Source organism: Cesiribacter andamanensis AMV16 (genome assembly GCF_000348925.1).
In the GTDB taxonomy this organism is placed as follows: domain Bacteria; phylum Bacteroidota; class Bacteroidia; order Cytophagales; family Cyclobacteriaceae; genus Cesiribacter; species Cesiribacter andamanensis.
In genome coordinates this window covers 1-18,739 of sequence record NZ_AODQ01000022.1, presented here as the reverse complement: position 1 = coordinate 18,739, position 18,739 = coordinate 1, and the positions used below count along the sequence as shown (strand labels likewise).

19 protein-coding genes are annotated in these 18,739 nt (G+C 52.3%); 11 read left to right on the top strand and 8 right to left on the bottom strand.

Translation table 11 applies throughout. The annotated features are described in order from the left end of the window. Positions 1–8 precede the first annotated feature (8 nt). Together ADICEAN_RS06020 and ADICEAN_RS06015 are read right to left on the bottom strand one after the other, a co-directional pair. Positions 9–1,607, bottom strand: coding sequence for a S8 family peptidase (locus ADICEAN_RS06020; RefSeq protein ID WP_009194665.1), 1,599 nt, complete (start codon positions 1,605–1,607; stop codon positions 9–11). Between the two features lie 297 nt (positions 1,608–1,904). Next, the gene (locus ADICEAN_RS06015) at positions 1,905–2,402 is read right to left on the bottom strand and encodes an Lrp/AsnC family transcriptional regulator (RefSeq protein WP_009194664.1); all 498 of its coding nucleotides are present in this window, start codon (positions 2,400–2,402) and stop codon (positions 1,905–1,907) included. Between the two features lie 123 nt (positions 2,403–2,525). Between ADICEAN_RS06015 and ADICEAN_RS06010 the strand changes: the two genes are divergently transcribed. Then, positions 2,526–3,776, top strand: a complete 1,251-nt coding sequence (locus tag ADICEAN_RS06010) for a cystathionine gamma-synthase family protein (RefSeq protein ID WP_009194663.1) — start codon at positions 2,526–2,528, stop codon at positions 3,774–3,776. A gap of 3 nt (positions 3,777–3,779) precedes the next feature. Here ADICEAN_RS06010 and ADICEAN_RS06005 read toward each other — a convergent pair whose 3' ends face one another. Beyond that, positions 3,780–4,655, bottom strand: coding sequence for a fructosamine kinase family protein (locus ADICEAN_RS06005; RefSeq protein WP_009194662.1), 876 nt, complete (start codon positions 4,653–4,655; stop codon positions 3,780–3,782). Next, entirely contained in the window at positions 4,648–5,226 is a 579-nt protein-coding gene (locus ADICEAN_RS06000; RefSeq protein ID WP_009194661.1) for a low molecular weight protein-tyrosine-phosphatase, read from the bottom strand. Before ADICEAN_RS06000 ends, ADICEAN_RS06005 begins: the two co-directional genes overlap by 8 nt. A 355-nt stretch (positions 5,227–5,581) precedes the next feature. Here ADICEAN_RS06000 and ADICEAN_RS05995 point away from each other — a divergent pair, with 355 nt between their 5' ends. The 4 genes from ADICEAN_RS05995 to rsgA all read left to right on the top strand — a co-directional run bounded on the left by ADICEAN_RS05995 (position 5,582) and on the right by rsgA (position 8,996). After that, positions 5,582–5,950: a hypothetical protein gene (locus ADICEAN_RS05995; protein ID WP_009194660.1), complete on the top strand. Its 369-nt coding sequence runs from the start codon at positions 5,582–5,584 to the stop codon at positions 5,948–5,950. Between the two features lie 159 nt (positions 5,951–6,109). Beyond that, positions 6,110–6,742: a peroxiredoxin gene (locus ADICEAN_RS05990; protein WP_009194659.1), complete on the top strand. Its 633-nt coding sequence runs from the start codon at positions 6,110–6,112 to the stop codon at positions 6,740–6,742. Between the two features lie 65 nt (positions 6,743–6,807). Then, positions 6,808–8,058 (top strand): 3-deoxy-D-manno-octulosonic acid transferase, encoded by a 1,251-nt coding sequence (locus tag ADICEAN_RS05985; RefSeq protein WP_009194658.1) that lies wholly within the window; start codon positions 6,808–6,810, stop codon positions 8,056–8,058. Then, a complete protein-coding gene (rsgA, locus tag ADICEAN_RS05980; RefSeq protein WP_009194657.1) occupies positions 8,055–8,996 on the top strand; it encodes a ribosome small subunit-dependent GTPase A in 942 nt (313 codons plus the stop codon). Before ADICEAN_RS05985 ends, rsgA begins: the two co-directional genes overlap by 4 nt. Before the next feature lie 155 nt (positions 8,997–9,151). On the opposite strand, the gene ADICEAN_RS05975 is transcribed toward rsgA, so the two are convergent. Beyond that, positions 9,152–10,057 carry a glycosyltransferase family 2 protein gene (locus tag ADICEAN_RS05975; protein WP_009194656.1) on the bottom strand — a complete coding sequence of 302 codons (906 nt, stop codon included), beginning with the start codon at positions 10,055–10,057 and terminating at the stop codon, positions 9,152–9,154. A gap of 85 nt (positions 10,058–10,142) precedes the next feature. Here ADICEAN_RS05975 and ADICEAN_RS05970 point away from each other — a divergent pair, with 85 nt between their 5' ends. Both ADICEAN_RS05970 and ADICEAN_RS05965 read left to right on the top strand, forming a co-directional pair. Then, positions 10,143–11,447: a lipopolysaccharide biosynthesis protein gene (locus ADICEAN_RS05970; protein WP_009194655.1), complete on the top strand. Its 1,305-nt coding sequence runs from the start codon at positions 10,143–10,145 to the stop codon at positions 11,445–11,447. Between the two features lie 43 nt (positions 11,448–11,490). Next, positions 11,491–12,171, top strand: a complete 681-nt coding sequence (locus ADICEAN_RS05965; RefSeq protein WP_009194654.1) for a sulfotransferase family protein — start codon at positions 11,491–11,493, stop codon at positions 12,169–12,171. 298 nt (positions 12,172–12,469) lie between these two features. On the opposite strand, the gene ADICEAN_RS05960 is transcribed toward ADICEAN_RS05965, so the two are convergent. Next, complete coding sequence (locus ADICEAN_RS05960; protein ID WP_009194652.1) at positions 12,470–13,159, bottom strand: sulfotransferase family protein; 690 nt, start codon at positions 13,157–13,159, stop codon at positions 12,470–12,472. Positions 13,160–13,355: 196 nt separating this feature from the next. Here ADICEAN_RS05960 and ADICEAN_RS05955 point away from each other — a divergent pair, with 196 nt between their 5' ends. The 4 genes from ADICEAN_RS05955 (at position 13,356) to ADICEAN_RS05940 (ending at position 17,286) form a co-directional block, all read left to right on the top strand. Next, the gene (locus ADICEAN_RS05955; protein WP_009194651.1) at positions 13,356–14,570 is read left to right on the top strand and encodes a glycosyltransferase; all 1,215 of its coding nucleotides are present in this window, start codon (positions 13,356–13,358) and stop codon (positions 14,568–14,570) included. A 67-nt stretch (positions 14,571–14,637) separates the two neighbouring features. Next, positions 14,638–15,534 carry a hypothetical protein gene (locus ADICEAN_RS05950; protein WP_009194650.1) on the top strand — a complete coding sequence of 299 codons (897 nt, stop codon included), beginning with the start codon at positions 14,638–14,640 and terminating at the stop codon, positions 15,532–15,534. 1 nt (position 15,535) lies between these two features. Further along, positions 15,536–16,672, top strand: coding sequence for a tetratricopeptide repeat protein (locus ADICEAN_RS05945; RefSeq protein ID WP_009194649.1), 1,137 nt, complete (start codon positions 15,536–15,538; stop codon positions 16,670–16,672). Continuing rightward, positions 16,672–17,286, top strand: coding sequence for an IMPACT family protein (locus tag ADICEAN_RS05940; RefSeq protein ID WP_009194648.1), 615 nt, complete (start codon positions 16,672–16,674; stop codon positions 17,284–17,286). The genes ADICEAN_RS05945 and ADICEAN_RS05940 overlap by 1 nt, the downstream gene beginning before the upstream one ends. A 128-nt stretch (positions 17,287–17,414) precedes the next feature. Here the strand turns inward: ADICEAN_RS05940 and ADICEAN_RS05935 are convergent, their stop codons facing one another. Continuing rightward, entirely contained in the window at positions 17,415–18,074 is a 660-nt protein-coding gene (locus tag ADICEAN_RS05935) for a 3'-5' exonuclease (protein WP_009194647.1), read from the bottom strand. Next, a partial coding sequence (locus tag ADICEAN_RS05930; protein WP_040396364.1) for a Na+/H+ antiporter NhaC family protein occupies positions 18,067–18,739 on the bottom strand: 673 nt, incomplete at its 5' end. The genes ADICEAN_RS05935 and ADICEAN_RS05930, both read right to left, overlap by 8 nt.

Below are 18,739 nucleotides of genomic sequence, written 5' to 3'. Positions count from 1 at the left end.
GGAGTTTCTTATTGTCTTTTACTTTGTTTCTGTGCCAGCTGCAGGGCATAGTAGGCATTAACCACACCGCCCGTGTTGGAGAGCTTTTTAAAGCGGGTCTGTCCTCTTTTGCTTTCGGGCTCTTCGCCGGGCAGGTTTACTCTGCCTTTGGTATAGCGCACAGCCGATTGCTTGAGGATATCCTTTACCTGGCTGGCGCTGAGCTCGGGATAGTAGGCCATAAGCAGGGCAGCTACCCCACTTACCACCGGAGCCGCCATGCTGGTACCGCTCATGCTGCGGTATTCCGAGCCGGGTACGGTAGAATACAGGTCTACCCCAGGAGCAAATACATCCACGGTTTTACGTCCGTAGTTGGAGAAATCGCCTACAAAGGTGGTACCGCTGCCCCAGGCTGAGGCCCCTACCTCCAGCCAGTTTTCGGCTGATTTTTTGCTGCCCAGAAAACGCTTGGTGGGGAAGTTATCGCCCTGGTCTATGTTTTTGCTGTCGTTGCCGGCAGCATGTACCAGCAGCACCCCTTTTGCAGCGGCATAACGTACGGCTTCATCCACCAGGGCCTTATCAGGCGAGTAGGCCTTGCCAAAACTCATGTTGATGATGCGCGCACCATTATCTACCGCATAGCGGATGGCATTGGCAATATCCTTATCCCGCTCATCGCCATTGGGCACGGCCCGCAGCACCATGATCTTTACAGGTGCAGCTATGCCGGCCATGCCCAGGGCATTATCCCGGCGGGCGGCAATGATGCCGGCTACGTGGGTGCCATGCTCGGCATCGGGGCCTTCTACCAGCCCGTTGCCATAGAAGCGCTCCTGCTTGTTGCTGTAGTCATCGCCCACAATGTGGCGCGGATCAAAATTGGGATTGAGGTTGTAGTCCAGAAAGCGGGTAATGTAGCTATGGAACTCCTCGATCTGCGCATCATCCAGATCATTGGTATAGGCGAAGCCCACAATGCCGCGGGCCAGCTTTAGCTCGTCGGTCTGGGGATCAAACTGCTCCAGGTCCTGCAGGGTGATCTCTTCTTTGCCCAGGGCGGCCTGCAGCTGGGAGCGGGCCGCCGCATACTGCTCATAGAAGGGGCGGAAAGCAACCGCCTGTGACTCCCACTGTTCCCGCTCGGCCTCAAATTCTTCCTTTACTTTCTGGTAGAGGGCAAATTCATGCTTGTTATCGGCCTGGGCAACCGTCTTGCCCTCGTATTTGGCATGCAGCACTTTGTAGAGCCGGGTTACTTCATAGGTATCAAAATCCACATGCTCCCCATTAGGGCCGCCTATGAAGTTCCATCCATGTACATCATCCACATAGCCATTGCCGTCATCATCCAGGCCATTGCCGGCTATCTCGCCGGGGTTCACCCAGATGCGACCCTGCAGGTCTTCATGCTCCACATCAATGCCGGAGTCGATCACCGCCACAATCACCTCGGTAGGTGTTTTGCCGCTGAGCAGCTCCCGGTAGGCCCGCTCGGTACTTACACCGGGAATGCGGTCGGTTTCCGGATCCAGGTTAAACCAGTTATGGGGTGCCTGGCTGGTGGTATCGTGCAGTACAAAATTTCTGGCGCGCTGAGCCTCTACAGGGCCCCACAGCAGCATCCCCAAAAGCAACAGCAGGGGAAAAGAGGTGTTTTTTAGTCATATAGCGAAACAAACAAATAGAAGCTTCTGCGGGCTGCCGAAGCTTTTTTTAAGGTACTGATTGCAGGTGTAAGAACGAAATGACAGGCCCAATGGTACAAACAAAAAGCTTGCCGGAACAGGGAAAGTTGACTAAAACCCGGTTTCAGCCTTCTTGTTCGCCGGCAGGCCTACTACCATAAGAGGTAAATTCTTGCTGGGAAGGTTCCGGATGGCCTAAAATTGACAGCCTGCAGCAGCCGCTGCAGGCTTCCCTCACAAAAGTGCGTCAAGGGGGTAGGCGGTAGATTTTTTGATATCCATCATGATAAAATGGCTTTGCACCTGCCCAATGTTCTCCAGCCCGGCCAGCTTTTTGACCAGAAACTGCTGGTAGGCATCCATATCGGATACGGCTACCTTCAGGATGTAATCAAAATCACCGGCCACATAGTAGCATTCCATCACCTCGGGCAGCTTCTGCACCTGTTCTACAAACTGCTCCAGATATTCCCGGGAGTGCTCCTTTAGCCGGATGGTGGCCATAACGGTAAGCGCCTGCCCGATGCGCCGCGGGTCCAGCAGGGCCACATAGCCCTGTATGTAGCCCAGCCGCTCCAGGCGGCGTATGCGCTCATAGGTAGGGGTAACCGACAGGCCCAGCTGCAGGGCAATTTCCCGGTTGGTGAGCCGGGCGTTGCGCTGCAGCAACTGCAGGATCTGCACATCCAGCTCATCCAGGGGGCGGCCTTTTGGTAAATTATTCTGCGCCATGGGAATAGAATCTTGAATTTACAGATCTATTTTCTGTTATAAATTCCAATAATAGATTATTTATCTAAATCTCACCCCACTACTGGAATATTTTCTATCTAGCAGTACTAAATCCTCTGCCCTATGGAAAACCGCCCCTTACAACCTGAAAGCCTCATGATGTCATACGGCTACAAGCCGGAACTGTCCGAAGGCTCCCTGAAATGCCCCATTTTTCAAACCTCTACCTTTGTCTTTAAAAAGGCCGAAGACGGCAAAGCCTTTTTCCAACTGGCCTACGGGCAGCGGGAGAAACTGCCCGGCGAAGTACCCGGCCTGATCTACAGCCGGCTGAACAATCCTGACCTGGAGATTCTGGAAGACCGCCTGACCCTCTGGGACCGGGCCGAAGCCTGTGCGGTTTTTGAAAGCGGCATGTCGGCCATCAGCACCACCCTGATGGAGTTTTTGCGCCCGGGCAACCTGCTGCTCTTCAGCGCTCCGCTTTACGGCGGCTCCGACCACTTCATCAAGCATGTGCTTACCCGCATGGGGGTAGAGATCCTGCCCTTTTATGCCCATGAATCCGAGCAGGAGGTGATCCGCAAGGTAGAAGCCACCGGCAAAGGCGATAAACTGGCCATGGTGTATCTGGAGACCCCTGCCAACCCCACCAACGCCCTTTTTGACATTGAGGTATGCGCCAACATTGCGCGCCACTTCAGCCGGGGTGAGCACAAGGCCTATGTAGCGGTAGACAACACCTACATGGGCCCCCTCTGGCAACACCCCCTCAAGCACGGCGCCGACCTGGTGCTGTACAGTGCCACTAAATACATAGGCGGCCATAGCGATGTGGTTGCAGGTGCCTGCCTGGGCAGCAAAGAGCTGATCGGGCGGGTAAAAGTACTGCGCACCTTTTTGGGCAGCATGGCCGGCCCCTGGACCGCCTGGCTGCTGATGCGCTCCCTGGAAACCCTGAAGGTACGCATGGAACAGCAGGCCGCCAACGCTCAGCAGGTAGCCCGCTACCTGGCCCAGCATCCTAAAGTAGCCCGGGTGTATTACCTTGGCATGCTGCAGGAGCAGGACCCGCAATATGCCATTTATAAGAAGCAGCTGCTGTCGCCGGGCGCCATGCTTTCATTTGATGTGCAGGGGGGCGAGGCGGAAGCCTTTAGCCTGCTCAACCACCTGAAGCTGATCAAACTGGCCGTAAGTCTGGGCAGCACCGAATCGCTGGCCCAGCACCCCGCCACCATGACGCATGCTGATGTTTCGGCCGAAGACAAGGCCCGGCTGGGCATTAATCCGGCCATGGTGCGCCTGTCGGTTGGAGTGGAAAATGCCGATGATATTATCTGGGACCTGCAGCAGGCGCTGGAGGCTGTGTAAGCCTTACAGAAAGCGCCGCAGGATGCGCTGTACCCCACTGAGGTAGCTGGCACCAAACAGGTTTACATGCACCAGCAGGGGGTAAAGGTTATAGAGATCGTACCGTTCCTGATAGCCCGGCTCCAAAGGCCGGGCTTCTGTATAGGCAGCATAGAAGCCTTCTTCAAAACCGCCAAAGAGGGTGGTAAAGGCCAGCTCTGCTTCCCGGTGGCCGTAGTAGACCGCCGGGTCAAAGATCCAGGCCCGGCCATCGGGACCCGGCATCACATTGCCGCTCCAGAGATCGCCGTGCAGCAGGGCGGGCCGGTCGGCCACCAGCAGTTCCCGCAGGCGGGGATAAAGCGTGCGAAAGTGCGTCATAAAGGCCCTATCAATCTGCTGCTGGTAGAAGGCCAGGCCCAGTTGGGGCTCCAGCCGGCGCTCAATGAAAAAGTCCACCCACGCGTCCATGGGGTTGTTGCTTTGGGGCAGGCGGCCAATAAAATTCGCATGGTCCAGCCCCCATAGATCCTGGCTATGGCCATGCAGTGCAGCCAGGCCCCTGCCCAGCGCGGACCAGTAATCCGTGCGGGGTGGGCGGCTATCCAGATACTCCAGCAGCAGATAGGGCTTGCCCACGGCTGTATCCTGCCCCAGCACCTCGGGCACCGGCAGGGCAGCGGCGGCCTTTAGCAGGGCCAGCCCCCTGGCTTCAGCAGCAAAGAGACCCTCGTCGGCCCCCTCGTTCCATTTCAGAAAGTATTTTCCCGTGCCGGCCTTCAGGTACACCGTCTGGTTGATGCAGCCGCCCCCCTTCACCTGCATATCGTCTATGGTCAGGTGCCTGCCCAGGGATTTGAACAGGACCTGCTCAAAGAAGGGCATGCGGTCCTCAAACATGCGGCCTAAGTGAATGCCTGCGGCACACAAAATCGATAAAATGGGCTATGCTGCGGTCCAGAATGTGGTAGACCTCCTCAAAGCCTTCATCACCCCCATAGTAGGGATCGGGCACGCTTAGGTTGGGGGTAAGCGGATCATGGACAGAATCCGTAAGAGGGTCTACATTAGTATAGGGCTGCTTTTCATTGGCGGTATTGTGGGGCTGGGCACCGGGCTCAAAATCGCGCATCAGGTAAATGCGCCCGCCCAGCTCCCGGTCGGCCCGGGCCAGGGTATTGAGAGTATCCCTGTTTTCGGCATCCATGGCCAGGATGTAATCATAGTAGGTCAGGTCGGGGGTGGCTACCTGCCGGGCGGTATGGGTGATGCGAATGCCCATGCGTTCTACGGTAGAAATGGTTCGGCGATCGGCCCCCTTGCCTACATGGTAATTGGCGGTGCCGGCCGAATCAGCCTCGAACTGCCCGGCCAGGCCCAGTTCTGCAATTTTATGCTGAAAGATGGCCTCGGCCATGGGTGAGCGGCAAATATTGCCAAGGCAGACAAAAAGTACTTTAATCTTCTGCATGTCTTATTCTTTTCTATCCATCAAAAAAGTTGGCATTTTAATTGATTGATCCTGAGGGAATAAGGCCCGTTTGTAAAAAATATCAAAAAATCTTCCCTGCTAAGGGTTACCTCCGGCGGGCCATCTGGTATATATGGGTACATAACACACTTATTCATACACCTGTTTAACATCTATTAAGCATTAAGCCTCTCTTAGTTTTAAGAGAGGTTTTCTTTTTTTACCCCCCTGCCCTATTTGCTTACCCCCCCCTTTACTGAGGGTAACAACGATCATTTCTGCAGCTGATATGCATCAGTGCGGCCCTGAGCGCAGAAGCCTACTTTAGTGCCAGGAACTATTATTCCCAATAGCCATGGTAGTTGTTAACAAATCCGAAATGCTGCTGCGCAGCCGCACGGCCGTACAGCTGGAGCTGATCCAGAAATTCATCCATTTTATGCAGCAGGAGCTGCTGCCCGGCTGCCGCGTTACAGGCACCATCCAGACCAATTTCCGAAACTACAGCGAGATGTCGGCAGAGGAATTTCTGCAGGTCTATGGCAGCGAGAGGGCTGTGCACTGGACCATTGAGTTTGCCAAAGAGGGGGAATGGGCCGCCATCAGCTTTCAGCACCTGCAGCAGAGCGTAGACCGGGGAGTAGCCCACAACAATTTTGAACCGGAAAAGAGCCAGCACTTCCGCCAGCAGGTGCTCCGCCAGCTGGATGTAGATCTCAGCTAACCGCAACGCACGTTAAGCTAGCGTAGTCTTTATGTGAACAGATGCTTGTATAGCTCAGGGGGGTAGCGTAATTTTGCAGCCGCTTACCGGACAGTGCCTGCTATTTGCCGCTGTTTGGTAGCCATTTATACCTTACTAGTTTACAATCATTTACATACTATGGCATCTTTAGTAGGAAAAAAAGCGCCTTTATTCACAGCCCCTGCTGTGATCAATGGCGAAGAAATTGAAGACAACTTTTCATTAAACCAGTACCTGGGCAAGAAGTACGTGGTTTTCTACTTCTACCCCAAGGACTTTACCTTTGTTTGCCCCACCGAGATCCATGCCTTTCAGGAAAAGCTGGCTCAGTTTGAGCAGCGCGATGTAGCCGTAGTGGCCTGCTCCTGCGATACCGAAGAGTCGCACCTGGCCTGGTTGAATGTGCCCAAAGAGCAGGGCGGCATCCAGGGTGTTACCTATCCCATTGTGGCCGATGCTGCCAAAACCATTGCCCACAACTTTGGCGTACTGGCCGGCGACTGGAACTATGACGAGGAAGGCTACCTGCAGTTTGAAGGCAAGCCGGTTGCCTACCGCGGCAGCTTCCTGATTGACAAAGAAGGGGTAGTGCGCCATGCTACCATCAATGACCTGCCCCTGGGCCGCAACATTGATGAGATGATCCGCCTGGTAGATGCCCTGCGCCACGTAGAGTCACATGGCGAAGTGTGCCCTGCCAACTGGGAAGAAGGCAAAGAAGCCATGCACGCCACCCGTCAGGGCGTAGCAGCTTACCTGTCCAACAACTAAGTATATCCTCTGTAATACTTGAAAAGCCGGCTTTATCCGCCGGCTTTTTTCGTTACTTTTGGCCCATGAGCTTTCAGAAGTGGCTATATACGCTTAGCCTTGGCGGCTATGCAGCTGCCCTGCGGCTGGCAGCCCCCCTGCACCCCAAGGCCCGCCAGATGGTAGCCGGGCGCCGGGGCCTGTTAGAGCAGATCCGCACCGGCCTGCAGGGAAATACTGCCCCGGTGGTTTGGTTTCACTGCGCCTCGCTGGGTGAGTTTGAGCAGGGCCGCCCCCTGATAGAAGCGCTACGGGAGGCGCATCCGGACCACAAGATCTTCCTCACCTTTTTTTCGCCCTCGGGCTACGAGGTGCGCCAGGGGTATGCCGGCGCCGACTGGGTCTTTTACCTGCCGCTGGACTCCCCTGCCCATGCCCGGCAGTTTCTGGATGCTGTGCAGCCCCGGCTGGCCGTTTTTGTCAAGTATGAGTTCTGGCACTACTACCTGCAGGAGCTGCACCGGCGCCAGATCCCTACGCTGTTGATCTCCGCTATTTTTCGTCACAATCAGCTTTTCTTTAAGTCCCATGGCGCTTTTTACCGGCAGATGTTAGGCTATTTCAGCCAGATCTTTGTGCAGGGAGAGGAATCGCAGCAGCTGCTTAGTAGCATAGGCGTAACCCATGTGCAGGTAGCAGGCGATACCCGTTTTGACCGGGTGCTGAGTATCAGCCGGCAGACGAAAGAAATTCCCCTGGCCCGCGCCTTTGCACAGGACAAACCTGTACTGGTGGTCGGCAGCAGCTGGCCGGCCGATATTACTGTGCTGGCCCCGCTTGTGCAGCGCTACCAGGGACGCATCAAGGTAATCATTGCCCCCCATGAGCTGGGCGAAAGCGGCCTGCGCCATACCGAAGATACGCTGGGCGTAAACAGCCTGCGCTATAGCACCGCTACCGAGGCCACGGCTGCCGCCGCCGATGTGCTGCTGGTCGATACTATTGGCCTGCTTTCTTCCCTCTATGCCCTGGGGCACTGGGCCTACGTAGGGGGTAGCTTTGGCAAGGGCCTGCACAATACACTGGAAGCGGCAGTCTGGGGAATACCCGTCTTTTTTGGCAATCGAAACTACCAGAAATTTGCCGAAGCCCGGGACCTGATTCGCCGGGGGGGCGCCTTTGCCGTAGCCAACAGTGCCGAACTCTTGGCAAGCTTTGGCGTTTTGTTTGAGGACGAAGAAAAGCGAAAAGCCGCCGGCGCCCTTTCGGCAGACTACGTACGCCAGCAGGCCGGCGCCACGGCCCACATCATGCATTACCTAAACAAGCTACTATGAGCGAACAGCTGCGCGGAAGAGTAATCAAATCAACCGGCCTATGGTATGAGGTAGAGGATGAAGGCGGCCGGCGCTGGACGGCCCGGCTGCGGGGCAAGTTCAAGGTAAAGGAACTGAAGGTCACCAACCCCCTGGCCGTGGGCGACTGGGTGCAGCTGGAACCCCTGGCCGAAGCGGGGGGTGAGGAGCAGGCCGTTATCACCGAAATCGAGCCCCGGCAGAACTATCTGATCCGCCGCAGCATTCACAACAAGTACAAATCCCATATTCTGGCCGCTAACCTGGACCAGGCGGTCCTGATTGCCACCCTTGCCCAGCCCCGCACCTCGCTGGGCTTTATCGACCGCTTTCTGGTATCGGCCGAGGCCTACCGCATTCCCGCCTGCATTGTGTTCAACAAAAAAGACCTGCTGAAGGAAAAGGGCAAGGGCTATGTGCAGGAACTCATGGACATTTATGAGCCTCTGGGCTACCCCTGCCTGGTGATCTCGGCTAAAGAAACGGAAGGCCTGCAGGCCTTTGGCCAGCTGCTGGAGGGTAAATTAAGCCTGCTATCCGGCCATAGTGGGGTAGGCAAAAGCACCCTGCTCAACGCCATTTCGCCGGAGGCCGGGCAGAAAACGGCCGAGATCTCCAGCTTTGCCAACAAAGGCACCCATACCACCACCTTTGCCGAGATGTTTAAGGTCAGGGAGGGCACCTGGGTAATCGATACGCCCGGCATTAAGGAACTGGGCCTGGCCGATATGGATGAGGACCCCCTGGACCATTATTTCCCCGAAATGCGCAGCCTGCTGGGCGAGTGCCGCTTCCATAACTGCAGCCACACCCACGAACCCGGCTGTGCCGTGCTGGATGCCGTAGAAGCCGGCCAGATTGCGCCTTCCCGCTATACGAGCTACCTGGGCATGCTGGAGGAAGATGAGACGCATCGCTAGCTGTTTGCGCTTGAGAGTAGAGGCAGTCTCTTAGCGAAAAGTCCCCACAGGTTCTCTGTGCCTACGGCAGTAGGTTATTCATCTCTGAAATACTCTTTCTGGACGACCTGTCCCTGAACCAGGCTTGCAGGCTTTCCCCTTTCCGCAAGCTTTTCTCATCGCAGCAGACGGGCATAGAGCCAATCCCGCCAGCTTTCGGGCCATACCTCGCGTTTGAGTTGAAAAAATGCCTTTGCCAGCTCCCGGTGCTTATGCCGGATGGCCTGTCGCAGCTCATAGCGCAGGCGCCTGCCAAGGGCATAGTCTTCTTCCGGTGTCCGGTTCAGTGTTTTTGCCTTTTGGCAGACGGCCAGGGTACTGGCCAGTTGCCGGGACTCGGCCTGGTACTGGCGGGCGCCCCAGGAGCGAGGCAGCACCCGCTTTTTTACCAGGATCTGATCGGTGTAGCAGTACTGCCACTGCCGGGCCGAGCGCACCCAGAAGTCAAAATCCTCATAGGCCAGCTGCTCATCATAGCCTCCCAGGGCCTCCAGCACCGAGCGGCGCATCATCATGCTGGGGGTGCAGATGAAATAGCGCTCCAGCACCTGGCGGTACACCCAGCCCTGGGGCACAGGCTGCCGTAAAGTACCGTGTATATCCCGCTTGTAGTGCGCCTTTAGTACCTTTCCCTGCGCATTAATATACCAGGCATCCGTAAAGTGTACCCCCCACTGCGGACCGGCAGCTTCCAGCGCCTCCACCCCTACCCGCACCCGCTCGGGCAGCAGCACATCATCCGCCGCCAGATCTATGACATAGGCTCCCCTGGCCCGGGCCAGTGCCTGGTTAAACGCCCGGCAGTTGCCCACATTCTGCTCCAGCCGGATAAACTGTACTTCCGGTTTGTCCTGCAGCCATTCCCGTATCACCTCCACACTCCCATCTGTACTGGCATCATCCACCACAATCAGCTCCAGGCTGGGCCAGGCCTGCCCCCACGCGCTCTGCAAGGCTTCCTGCACATAGGGAGCATGATTGTGGCAGAGGCAGATGATAGAGACGGGGGGATACGAGAGCATTTTATACGAAGTTGAACTATATCCTACTAATTAACCTTAAATACTATATTTTTATGCTCAAACCCTACCCATACAGGCACAAAGCATGCTTGCAGTAGCCATTCTATCTAAAGCAAAATCCTATGCAGGGAGTAAAAGTCTACAGCATGTAGCTATTTTGTTATCTGGTAGAGTTGCCGTGCAGCTTATCGCGTTAATAAGCCAAATACTATTGGCTAGGGTATATACTCCTGAACAGTTTGGCGAATTTGCCCTGTTAAATAGTATTTTAGCAATACTCTTAATTGCCTCCAGTGGACGTTATGAGGCCGGAATCGTAATTACAAAAAGACCTCTACATTCTCAGAGGCTTTTCCAGTTATCGCAGGTATTACTTGCAGTAACCGTTTGTCTAATTTGTATTCTACTAGCGCTTTCATCTCCCTTGTTGAAGTTATGGAGTACGCATACCGGTTTTTCACTCACGTACATTTGGCTACTACCTCTACTGGTTGCCTGTAGTGGTTATTGGCAAATTGTCCAAAATTGGCTCATCCGCTTTCGCAGTTATAAGAAGTTTAGCATAGCGCTGATATGCCAGCGGCTTACAATTCTTTCTGGAGCATTATTATTTTACACGCTGCCATTAAATCATAATGGGCTTATATATGGACTTGTGTTAGGTAGTGTATGCATGTTTTGCATAGCCTTATTTTATCAGCGGCAATCATTTTATATTCCTTTAAAAAGCTTACGTTCATTTGCCTATCACTTTAAAGATTTTCCCGGTTTTTCTCTTCCTAGCCTTCTTCTCGGCTTATTCATCCAACACCTGCCTATTTTTTGGATAGGTTATTTTTATGGCACCGACCTTACGGGCTCTTATAGTATGGCCTATAGTATTATAATGCTTCCCTTAACTGCTTTGAGCATGAGTGCAGGCCAGATATTTGCGGAGCGATTAGCGCATACCCCAGTTCCTAGTCGGCCCCAACTTGTTTTTAAAGTCTGCAAGTATTATGGACTGATCTTATTTCCTTATGCAGCCATTTTATGGATGGGGGGCGATGAATTGCTTGGTTTTATTCTTGGCGAGGGTTGGGAGGAAGCAGGAACCATCGCAGCATTTCTCTCACCAATTACTTTCTGTCAGGGAATTACAGCTTGTTTTGGCATTTCATTAACCGTGCATCGCAAGCAGGTACTTGTATTAACATTTCAGGCTCTAAAGCTATTCCTATTAGGAACAGTTTTAATAACAGACTTCTACACAAATGATATATTCTTAACATTAAGACTTATTGGTATTTTCAGCATCTTTCACATGCTCATAACTGGTCTGTTGTATTATCGGACAATCTTTTACAACATGCACAAATACCAAAAGAAACCAATTTTAGTGCAACTATGATCAGGCTTTTAAAAAAAAGATTTCGGATAGGTTTTACTTGCATGTGTATATCGAGCCCTTTGCAAAACAGCAAAGTAGAGAAAAAAGCTTTAATCAAAAAAACACAATTTCTCTCTTTACCCATCCTCGTGGAGGTTCTACCTGGCTAGCCGAGATTCTAAAAACCGTTCCTAATACCGCCTTAGTAGATGAACCGCTTTGGAGAGGATTGTTTCAGGGCAATGGTAGTATTCCTGATCCAAAGGATGGAAAACTTAAAGAGACTCGACTTTTAAATTTTTATTATTATCAGCCTATACCTCAGAATGTTGAATGGCCCGAGGCCGAAGAATTCTTCTATAAGCTTTTTAACAGAGAAATCGCCAACCTAAATATTTATAGAGAAACCAATATCAGGCAATTAGGGAAAGCAGAAACCTTTATTTATAAATTTAATTTCGGCCATTTACTTTTACCCTGGCTTAGAGACAAGTTTGACATTAAGGCAATTTGTCTCTCCCGTCACCCCTGTGCAGTAGTTGCATCTCAAATGAAGCATCCTAGCCGGCAAAAGTTTATGCATAATCCTATTTTTTATACACCTGAGTTCAGGTACAATGATGTATTTATGGCATATGATGCTATTTTCCGCAAACTGAAACAACCTGAAGAAATCCTGGCTGCTATTTGGGCACTAAACACTAAAAACACGATTTACCATCCCGATAATAAAAAAAATGGCTAAGCATCAGTTATGAAAATCTTGTCTTATCCCCTGAAGTCGAACTCAAAAAGCTATTTAATTATATAGAGCGAACAATCCCGGACAATTTACTGTCTACTCTTGATAAGCCGAGCCTATCTACCAGTCCTTCTTCTATTGCTTTTCTGAAAGCCAAAGACAGAATGAGTCAGCTAAGCCGCTGGAAAAAAGAGTTAACACCACAGCAAATAGTAAATATTCTCAACGTACTGGAGGCTTTTGAAATTGATCTTTACACGCAAAACATAGAGCCCAATCACCAGGAATCATACTTCTCAACCTAAAAATAGTATGAAAAATATTTAATCTCCCTAGCAAAAATGGCAGCAATCAGTTCTGCTTCCTGTGCGCTTAGTATTTCCCTGTAAGATCTTTTATCCTTCCTAGCCCCGCCCTTCGCTCTATATTCCGGAAGCCGTAAAGCTGTGCATAGTCCTAACCTATCGGAAAGGTCTTTCAGATTATCTTCCATATTCTCATACTTGTACACCTTATCTACAATGGGCACTCCCCCCTGGCTATATAGATCAAAACCCCTCATGTCCCCCCCCCGCCCGCTTAGCAAAAAGTCTTGGATGTTTTTTTCTCTCCTGTCACCCTCCTCCCAATAATAATAAGAGATTACCTTATCCCAGGGATTACGCTCAAAGCAAAAAGTAAAATAGCTTTTCCAGATATCCGCTCCCAGATACCATTTGATCTGGTGGGCCGACATATGGTGGTAATATTGAAGCCTTTTACGGAAATAGAAAAATTTTGCCCAGTCCAAGGTCTTATACTGCCAAAAAGGGATGATATAATTTTGCGCCCCCCTGTACCCAAGTGCTTTTCTTACCTTTTCTTCATCCTCATCCAAAGGGGTAAGCACATCTTCCGCACCACATATAGCCGAAAGGGCAATTTCCAAGGAAGATCCAGCGGTTTTCTGGGTTTTAACAAAGATGAATTTATGTTTGTGGGAGATAATCATTGATAGGATCAAACTAGTCGTATGACCCTGGAAATATACTAACAAGTCTTCTTTCACCCCTAACTATAAGCAGCAATAATTGAGAGACACCAGGAACTGTCTGGAGCAGCCTTCGCTTTGCTCTGCATAATTTGCTTATCATTGAGAAATAAGAACAGCACCTTGAAACCAGGCCATAGCTGACAGGCCATAACTCATGAACATTTTCATCATTCCCTCCTGGTACCCCTCAGAAAGCAATCCTCATGCAGGAATTTTCACCAAAGAGCAGGTCATTGCCTTGGCAAAGATTTTTCCAGAACACACATTTGCGCTTAGCCATTGGGGACAAAATGAGGAAAAATTTCTTCTATGGGCTAAAGATCATATTCATAATCTAAAAAAGGTCTATTCTTTTTATAGACACCACGCTCAACAGTTATCCTTAGCACCAAATTTCATTGAATACTATACGCCCGCCCTTACTTGGAGCCGCACATTTCTGAAAGGAAACATGAAGCGTATCGTGCAAATTAATAAAGAGCATCTTCTTGCGTTTCGTAAAAATCATGGTGATGTCGCAATCATTCATGCTCATACCTCGCATCCAGCTGGTTGGGTCGCTATGGAATTATCAAAGCTGTATCGCATTCCCTATGTGATTACCGAGCATATGTCGCCGTTCCCTTTTACCAGCTACCTGACTAAATCAGGTAAGATAGATTCTTGGCTTAAAATGCCACTCCTTTGCTCTTCCTGTAATATCATGGTAAGTCCCCAGCAGAAAGAAAAACTAAGCCAGCTGAAAATTCCTAATTTAACCTATATCCCGAACCTAACAGATGAGTCCTTTTTTACCCCTGTAGAGAATTTAGGGGCAACTGCCGGTTTCCATTTCTTTACACTAGGAAGATTAGAAGCTCAAAAGGGCATTCCCTACCTCCTGGAGGCAATCAGACGTCTGAAAGTAGCAAACATAAAAGTGCTCTTTCGAATTGGAGGGGAAGGATCTGAAAAAGAAGCCTATCAACAACTTGCTAAACACTACGAACTTCAAGATACAATTCAGTGGCTTGGCGTTTTGAGCAGGGAACAGGTAGCTGAAGAAATGCGCGCTTGTCAGGCGTTTGTCTTGCCCAGCATGCATGAGAATTTACCTATGGTCATATTAGAGGCAATCGCCTGTGGCAAACCGGTAATCACAACAGCATGCGGTGGTCCGGAAAGCATCATTCATCAACATAATGGGATAGTAGTACCTGCTGGCGATAGTGAAGCCTTGACAAGGGCTTTAATTCAATTTCTAACTTCCGTTCATGAATATGAATCAGAAACCATAAGGCAAGATTTCTTACAGCGGTATTCCCGTCAGGTTGTATGCCAGCAGATTCTGGAGGTCTATTGCTCCGCTATTAGCGAGTATAGGAAATAATACCTGTACAGATTCAGATACGGTAGAATTCCCTATTTTTGCTCCCTACTTCAACCCCTCCCCTTGTATGCCCTATCTGCTCTTAGGCATTTTGTTTAATGTGGCTATTTTCCTGATCTTCAGGGGCTATGTGCGCTTTGGGGTCGCTACCTTGCCGGCCATAGTGGTCAACTACTTTGTCTGTGTGCTGACGGGACTGGTTTTTATGGGGGATACAGCCGCCCTGCAGCTTGTTTCGCTGGATAGCCCCTGGCTGGTATTTGCCCTTTTTCTGGGCGTGCTGTTTATCGGTACTTTCTATATGATGGCGCTCACCACCCAGCGCCTGAGCGTTACCGTCTCATCCATTGCCGCCAAAATGTCGCTGGCCCTGCCGGTGATCTTTAGCCTGTTTGTGCTGCAGATCGAAAGCAAAGCCTTTGATGGGTGGAACTACCTGGGCATCGGGCTGGCCTTTGTGGCCATTTACATGAGCTCCTGGAAGCCCCGCCTTAAAGGCAAAGCTCCCCTGCCCGGCAACCGGCTTATCTTTCTGCTGCCTGTGGGGGTATTTCTGTGCAGCGGCATCATCGATACTACCATTAACTACACCAGTTACCGCTACCTGAGCGAGCGGGAGGAAGCTATATTTCCGCTGGTGATCTTTGGGGTGGCGGCCCTCCTGGGCCTGATCCTGCAACTGGTCCGCCGCATTCCCACCGGCAAAAAAGAGCTGCTGGGCGGCATTGCCCTGGGGGTGCCCAACTTCTTCAGCATTTACTTTATTGTAAAGGGGCTGGCCGATTTTGATAATAACGGAGCTTTCTTCTACCCCCTGCTCAACATCAGCATTATTCTGGGCTCGGCCCTGCTGGCCATTCTCCTCTATAAAGAAAAATTGCTGCCGGTGAATCAAATCGGCCTCGGACTTGCTGTACTGGCAATATTCTTGCTTTCCTACCAGGAAATCCTTAGCATGCTTTAGTATGAGATACCTGCCTGCCGTGGTGCTTGTGTTGCTGATGCTTTGCCCCCCCTGGGTGCAGGCACAGACCCCCTACAGCCTGCTGCAGGACAAAGCGGCACTGGACCGGGTAGAGCAGATCACCCACTTGATCTACAGCGCCGAGCATGGCCGGGCCCTACAGGAGCTGGAGGCCCTCAAAGCGCAGGTGCCCGCAACCCATCCGGTATACCCCCTGCTCAAAGCGCTCAACATCTACTACCAGCAGGCCCCCATGCATACGGGTTCAGCCGGCTTTGGCGAATTTGTGCAGCTGCTGCAGCAAACCAAGCAGCAGTCGGAAAGCTACCTGAAGCGGGGCCAGGACCATACACTCATCACCTTTCTGACCCTGACAGCCCACAGCCTGCTTACGCGCTACCATGCCGAAAAAGGGGATTATATGGCGGCCATTGGCGAAGCCAAGCCTACCTATGGGTATATGAAGCAGGGATTCGGCCTGCGGGAAAAATACAGTGAGTTTAATTTCCCTGTAGGGGTTTACAACTATTACCGGGTCAAGTATCCGGAGCTGCACCCGGTTTACAAGCCCTTTATGTGGCTGTTTCAGGAGGGTAACAAAGAGCTGGGCCTGCAGCAAATGGAGCAATCGGTGCGCCAGAATGTGTTCACCCGGGCCGAGGCGGCCATCTTTCTGGTTCACATCTACCTCTACTACGAGAATCAGCCCCAAAAAGCCCTGCAGAGCATCCAGTACCTCTACCAGACCTATCCCAACAACCGCTTTGTTCGGCTACAGCTGGCCGAAACCCTGGTGGCGGCCCGGCGCTACCAGCAGGCGGCACCGCATGTACAGTACCTGCTGCAGCAGCCCGATCCCTACTACCGCATGGCAGGCGAGCTCTTCAGTGGCATGCTGCAGGAAAAACAGGAGGCCAATTACCCCCTGGCCCGGCAGCACTACCAGCAGGCCCTCCGGCTGGCCGAGCCCCTTAACTATGTGGCCGATACCTACCGTAGCATGGCCCATGCCGGCCTGGCCCGCTATTATGAAGCCAGCCAGCAGAAAGAGCTGGCCAAAGCCTCCTGGCAGCAGGCCCTCAAGCTGGCCTCCTATGAATATCCCGTAAAACAGGAAGCCAAGAAGCATCTCCGCTAATGCCTGCCCCGGACACCTACCGTACCCTGACCCGCCCCTGCGAAGGGCTCTACAAAGAAAAAGGCAGCAAGTTTATTGCCCGGGCCTACCCGGTACGGTCCGAAGAAGACATCAAGCAGCGGCTGGAGGAGCTGCGAAAGGAATACTTTGATGCCCGCCACCACTGCTATGCCTGGATCCTGGGGCCCCGCGCCGAGCGCTACCGGGCCAATGATGGCGGTGAACCCAACCACTCGGCCGGCGACCCCATCCTGGGCCAGATCCGTTCCCTGGAGCTTACCAATACGCTGGTGGTGGTGATCCGCTACTTTGGCGGCACCAAGCTGGGTGTAAGCGGCCTTATTCAGGCCTATAAAACTGCTGCCGCTGAGGCGCTTGCCGCCAGTGAGGTGGTAGAAGAGCTCATAACAGCCCCCCTTACGCTACACTTTGGCTATGAACAGACCAACGAAGTGATGCGGCTGGTAAGCGAGTATGAGTTGCAGGTAGTGGCGCAGGAATTTACCGACCGCTGCCGGCTACAGCTTGCCATTCGCCAGAGCCGCTATGCCGAAGTGTTGGAAAAAGCAACTGACCTGCGAGGTGTGCAGGTGATGGAGGAAGGAAGGGAATAAACCCAAAAACAAGGGCAGGCTCCTGAAGGGAAAGAGTAGGCCAATCCTTTGCTAAAAATTAAAAGAGCTGAAAGTAGGCTAAAGCCCCATTATTTTCACCCCAATAAACTGGCACGCTTCCCTCCTTTTCAGGAATCAAAGCGCCGGCCTTCGGGCCTGAACTTGGGCTTGGGCGGCGGTGGCATGCGAAAGAGGTGTTCTTCGGGTTCAAAAAAGCCCCAGCGCTCCAGCTTCTCAAACAGCTGAAGGCATACCCAGGCATCGGTAGCGGCATAGGCAATCTGGCTGCTGCTCAGCGAATCGCGCTCCCAATTAGAGGTTTGCTGGCTTTTGCTGATGCGGATCTCCAGGAAAATGGCCGAGAGGCTGCGCACCCCTATGTTCTTAACACCGGCCGTCTGGGCCACCTGGTTCAGGTCTACTACATTGGTAGGGGTAAAATGGGCCAGCTTCTGCAGCTCCCGCAGATCATCCAGAATGGATATACCCGCCTTGATGATGGCCGGATTTTCAAAAAGTGCCTTAAAGCCCGGGGTAAAGCCGGTTTTATTGGTACGGATCAGGTACACACAGCCGGGCACCGCCAGTTGCACCAGCGATATGGGATAATACTCCCCTTTGCGGAAGGAAGGGCGGCTTTCGGTATCAAAGCCAATGACCGGATGCTGTTGCAGCTCCCGGAGGGCTTCACTCAGCTCCTCGGCAGTGCTTACTACCCTGGCCTTTCCCTCATAGCGGAAAAGGGGCAGCTCATTGATCTCCTCTCGGGTTACCTCTTGCTTAAACATTTACTAATGTATCTGTTTTCTCGGCTGTTTGGTTTTTGATACGGGTGATTTTGATATTCAAATACCCGTAGGTGATCGTCATTAGCGGACTGATCAGGTTAAAAAAGCAGTAGGGCAGATAGGTAAGCGTTGCCACCCCCAGCACCGTGGCCTGAGTTGCCCCGCAGGTATTCCAGGGCACCAGCACTGAGGTAACCGTTCCGCTGTCTTCCAGCGTCCGGCTCAGATTTTCGGGTGCCAGACCCCGCTTGCGGTAGGTATCGGCGTACATGCGGCCGGGCACCACTATGGCCAGGTACTGGTCGGAGGCCGTCAGGTTAAAGAAAATACAGGTAGCGGCCGTAGAGGCAATAAGCGAACCGGTAGAGGTAGCCCAGTGGATCACACCCTCGGTAATGCGCTGCAGCAGACCCACACTTTCCATGACCCCCCCAAACACCATGGCACACACAATCAGCCAGATGGTATTGAGCATGCCCGACATGCCGCCGGTCGACAGCAGGTCATTTACCACCGCATTGTCCGAAGGAATGCTGATATCGCTGTACATGGCTTTCATCACAGCCACATAGGCTGCCCGAAAAGGATCATCCGCTAGGCCGGCCACCTCGGCTACAATCTGTGGCTGAAAGATCAGGGCAAAAATCCCCCCCAGCAGGGTACCC

Excerpts from the sequence above, each read along its gene's own strand:
- ADICEAN_RS06020 (WP_009194665.1), bottom strand. The coding sequence starts at position 1,607 with ATGCTGCTGTGGGGCCCTGTAGAGGCTCAGCGCGCCAGAAATTTTGTA.
- ADICEAN_RS06015 (WP_009194664.1), bottom strand. The coding sequence starts at position 2,402 with ATGGCGCAGAATAATTTACCAAAAGGCCGCCCCCTGGATGAGCTGGAT.
- ADICEAN_RS06010 (WP_009194663.1), top strand. The coding sequence starts at position 2,526 with ATGGAAAACCGCCCCTTACAACCTGAAAGCCTCATGATGTCATACGGC.
- ADICEAN_RS06005 (WP_009194662.1), bottom strand. The coding sequence starts at position 4,655 with ATGTTTGAGGACCGCATGCCCTTCTTTGAGCAGGTCCTGTTCAAATCC.
- ADICEAN_RS06000 (WP_009194661.1), bottom strand. The coding sequence starts at position 5,226 with ATGCAGAAGATTAAAGTACTTTTTGTCTGCCTTGGCAATATTTGCCGC.
- ADICEAN_RS05995 (WP_009194660.1), top strand. The coding sequence starts at position 5,582 with ATGGTAGTTGTTAACAAATCCGAAATGCTGCTGCGCAGCCGCACGGCC.
- ADICEAN_RS05990 (WP_009194659.1), top strand. The coding sequence starts at position 6,110 with ATGGCATCTTTAGTAGGAAAAAAAGCGCCTTTATTCACAGCCCCTGCT.
- ADICEAN_RS05985 (WP_009194658.1), top strand. The coding sequence starts at position 6,808 with ATGAGCTTTCAGAAGTGGCTATATACGCTTAGCCTTGGCGGCTATGCA.
- rsgA (WP_009194657.1), top strand. The coding sequence starts at position 8,055 with ATGAGCGAACAGCTGCGCGGAAGAGTAATCAAATCAACCGGCCTATGG.
- ADICEAN_RS05975 (WP_009194656.1), bottom strand. The coding sequence starts at position 10,057 with ATGCTCTCGTATCCCCCCGTCTCTATCATCTGCCTCTGCCACAATCAT.
- ADICEAN_RS05970 (WP_009194655.1), top strand. The coding sequence starts at position 10,143 with ATGCTTGCAGTAGCCATTCTATCTAAAGCAAAATCCTATGCAGGGAGT.
- ADICEAN_RS05960 (WP_009194652.1), bottom strand. The coding sequence starts at position 13,159 with ATGATTATCTCCCACAAACATAAATTCATCTTTGTTAAAACCCAGAAA.
- ADICEAN_RS05955 (WP_009194651.1), top strand. The coding sequence starts at position 13,356 with ATGAACATTTTCATCATTCCCTCCTGGTACCCCTCAGAAAGCAATCCT.
- ADICEAN_RS05950 (WP_009194650.1), top strand. The coding sequence starts at position 14,638 with ATGCCCTATCTGCTCTTAGGCATTTTGTTTAATGTGGCTATTTTCCTG.
- ADICEAN_RS05945 (WP_009194649.1), top strand. The coding sequence starts at position 15,536 with ATGAGATACCTGCCTGCCGTGGTGCTTGTGTTGCTGATGCTTTGCCCC.
- ADICEAN_RS05940 (WP_009194648.1), top strand. The coding sequence starts at position 16,672 with ATGCCTGCCCCGGACACCTACCGTACCCTGACCCGCCCCTGCGAAGGG.
- ADICEAN_RS05935 (WP_009194647.1), bottom strand. The coding sequence starts at position 18,074 with ATGTTTAAGCAAGAGGTAACCCGAGAGGAGATCAATGAGCTGCCCCTT.